This window comes from Streptomyces sp. SPB074 (assembly GCF_000154905.1).
Classification (GTDB): Bacteria; Actinomycetota; Actinomycetes; order Streptomycetales; family Streptomycetaceae; genus Streptomyces.
Genome location: NZ_GG770539.1, coordinates 4476338 through 4479402 on the forward strand (window position 1 = coordinate 4476338; position 3065 = coordinate 4479402).

The 3065-nt window shown below is 78.4% G+C and carries 3 protein-coding genes; 1 reads left to right on the plus strand and 2 read right to left on the minus strand.

Annotation, left to right across the window (positions count from 1 at the left end; translation table 11 throughout):
* Positions 1 to 130: 130 nt before the first annotated feature.
* Positions 131 to 514, plus strand: coding sequence for an STAS domain-containing protein (locus SSBG_RS18815; protein ID WP_078491352.1), 384 nt, complete (start codon positions 131 to 133; stop codon positions 512 to 514).
* A gap of 34 nt (positions 515 to 548) precedes the next feature.
* Here SSBG_RS18815 and SSBG_RS18820 read toward each other — a convergent pair whose 3' ends face one another.
* Both SSBG_RS18820 and SSBG_RS18825 read right to left on the minus strand, forming a co-directional pair.
* Positions 549 to 1289 carry a GerMN domain-containing protein gene (locus SSBG_RS18820; RefSeq protein WP_008747659.1) on the minus strand — a complete coding sequence of 247 codons (741 nt, stop codon included), beginning with the start codon at positions 1287 to 1289 and terminating at the stop codon, positions 549 to 551.
* Positions 1286 to 2767 carry a sensor histidine kinase gene (locus tag SSBG_RS18825; protein ID WP_050776919.1) on the minus strand — a complete coding sequence of 494 codons (1482 nt, stop codon included), beginning with the start codon at positions 2765 to 2767 and terminating at the stop codon, positions 1286 to 1288. The genes SSBG_RS18820 and SSBG_RS18825 overlap by 4 nt, the downstream gene beginning before the upstream one ends.
* Positions 2768 to 3065 lie beyond the last annotated feature (298 nt).

Consider the following 3065-nt stretch of genomic DNA (forward strand, 5'->3'; position numbering starts at 1 on the left):
CCGGGTACGGGGGCGGGGGCGTGCCGTGTGGGGCCGGGCTGGGCTGGACTGGACGGGGCGTGTGCGCGAAGGCGGGGCGTCCGCCGGCGGGGCGATGAGTCGCGGGGGCCCGCCCGGTCCTCTCTTCGTGATGTCAGCACCGAGCGGAGCATCCGCAGCTCCGGGCTCCGGCCCTCCCGTTCTCGCCCTCGGCGGTCTTCCCGCTCCCGCCGACCTCCCCGCCCTCCACCGCCGGGTCACCGCGCTCGCCCGCTCCTCCGGCACGCTCGTGATCGACCTCGGGGCCTTCACGGGAGGCGGCCTCGCCGCGCTCGATCTCCTGGCCCGGCTGGCCCTCACGGCACGGCGTCACGGCTGCGCGGTGCGCTTGCGCCGGACGCCGCCCGAACTGGCCGCCCTGCTCGGGGCGGTGGGCCTGGACGAGGTGCTGGGGCCGGACTCGGGCGGGTGCGGGCCGGATTCGGGCCGGTGCGACCCGGACTCCGGTCGGTGCGGGCCGGGTTCGGGCTCGTGAGGCCCGGTCGGTGGTTCCTGCGGCCCGTCCCGGGTCAGCCCGTGAGGCCCGGGCACCGCTCGCGGGTCGTCAGGGTGGCGGTGGTGCCGGGAGCGGTGACGCGGACCGCGCCGGGGCGGGGGACGGGGAGGGCTCGGCCCGGGGCGGTGGGTGCCGAGGTGCCGGGCGGGGTGCTCGCGAGGAGGCCGAGGGGTGCGTTCAGGAGCGCGGTGCAGGCGAGTTGGCGGACCGCCCGGGAGGAGAGGCCCGGGGTGTGCGCGGGGAAGTGGAGTTCCAGCGTCGAGGGGGTCGCGGTGAGGCGGGGGAGGGGGAGGCCCGCCGGGAGCGCGGTCGTCAGGGTCGGGCGTTCCGCGCGCGAGGGGCCCTCGATGAGCGCGCGCAGGGTCTCGGTGAGCGCGGCGGCCTCCGGGCGCGGCGCCGCGCGCAGGGTGTCCGGCTCGTCCCGGGCGAGGAAGTAGACGCCGTGCGTCAGCCGCAGACCGCTCGCCGGGGTGCCGACCTCCACGACGCCGGTGGGCGGCACCCCGCAAGCGGCGAGCAGGGCGAGGGCGGGGAGGAGGAGGGCCGCGCGGGCTCGAACGGTGCGGATACGGGTGCGGGGGAGGGCGGCGAGGGCTCGGCCGGTGCGGATACGGGTGTGGAAGGGTGCCGGTGCCGGTGCCGGTGCCGGTGCCGGTGCCGGTGCGGGCGCGGGGCTGCCGGGCGCCTGGGGGTGCCGCGCCGCGCGGGGGTGATCGGGGGGTGCGGGGGCGTCTCGCCGCGGGGGCGGCCTCATGCCCGTACCCCCGGACCGGTCCGCCGGTGTTCCGGACCGGCCGTCCGCCGTTCCGGTGGCCGCCTCGGCAGCCGGACGGTGAAGACCGCGCCGCCGTCCGGGCGGTTGGCCGCGGTGACCTCGCCGCCGTGCAGCCGGACGTTCTCCAGCGTGATCGCGAGGCCGAGACCGCTGCTCTCGCTGCGGGTGCGGGCCGCCCCGGCCTTGAAGAAGCGGTCGAAGAGGTGCGGGAGCGCCGCCCCGGGGATGCCCGGCCCCCGGTCGCTCACCTCGATCTCGACACCGCCCGCCGGGACCCCGCCGCCCGCCGGGGCGCCCCCGTCCCCGGGCCGCGCGCGCAGCGTGAGGCGGACGGGTGGGGCGCCGTGCTTGAGCGCGTCGCCGACGAGGTTCGCCACGACGACGTCCAGGCGGCGCGGATCGACCCGGGCCCTGGTCCCCGCCGGGAGGTCCGTCTCCACCCGGTCCGTCCACCCCCGGGTGGACAGCGTGCGGCGCAGGGGCTCCGCGAGGTCGAGGTCGTCGGTGTGCGGGGCGACGGCGCCCGCGTCGAAACGGGAGATCTCCATCAGGTCCTCCACCAGGCGCGCGAGGCGCATCGTCTCCTGCGTCACGAGCCGTACCGCGTCCGCCGTGTCCCGGTCGAAGCGGGGCGCCTCCTCGGCGAGCACGTCCGTCACCGCCGCCATCGCGGCGAGCGGCGTGCGCAGTTCGTGCGAGACGTCGGCGGCGAAGCGCCGCGCCCGCGCCTCCATCCGGCGCAACTCCGCGACCGACTTCTCCAGCGCCGCCGCCGTCTCGTTGAACGCCCCCGCGAGGCCCGCGAGTTCGTCCGAACCCTGCACCGTGAGCCGGGTCCCGAGATCCCCCTCGGCCATCCGCCGCTGCGCCCCTCGCAATTGCCGCACCGGCCGCAGCACCCCGCGCGCGAGGAACAGCGCGAGCAGCACCGCGAGCCCGAGCGAGGGCAGCGCGGCCCGCTCGACGGCGCTCACGAGCGCCGCCACGTACGCCTCCTCGCCCGCCTGCGGCACGACGAGATAGACGGAGAGGCCGCTCAGGGCGCGGGGATCGTCCGCGTACGTGACGGGTAGACCGACGACGAGCACGGCGCCGCCGCTCGCCCGCACCCGCTGGAAGACCGCGACCGAGTGCCGCTCCACCCGCTCCCGCAGCTCCCGGCCGATGAGCCCGGGGGGCGGCCCGCCGCCCGCGTCCGCCCGCAGGCTCCCGTACGCGGCGACGACGCGCCAGCCCTGAGCGCGATGCCCCGAGACGAGCCGGCTCGCCAGCTCGCGCAGCATGTCCTCGTCGGCGGGCGCGGCGAGTCCCGGCACCACCCGCCCGACCTCGCTCCTGAACTGGTCCACCACGCCGTCCTGGCTCCGCTGCAACACCCCGTTGCGCGCCTCGCGGAACGTCAGCGCCCCGGTCCCGAGCGCGCTGACGACGGCGACGAGCGCGAAGGCGAGCACCATCCGTCCCCGCAGCCCGCCGAAGGAGGGAAGCCGGAGACGACGACGGGCGCCGGCCCCCGCCACGTCCGTTCCCGCGTGGTCCGCTCCCGGCGCGTCGGCTCCCGCGTGGTCCGCTCCCGGCGCGTCGGCTCCCGCGTGGTCCGCTCCCGGCACGTCGGCTCCCGCGTGGTCCGCTCCCGGCACGTCCGTTCCCGCGAGGTTCGGTCCCGGCGCGTCGGCTCCCGCGTGGTCCGGTCCCGCCACGTCCGCTCCCGCCACGTCCGCCCCCGCGAGGTCCGCTCCCGCCACGTTTGCTCCC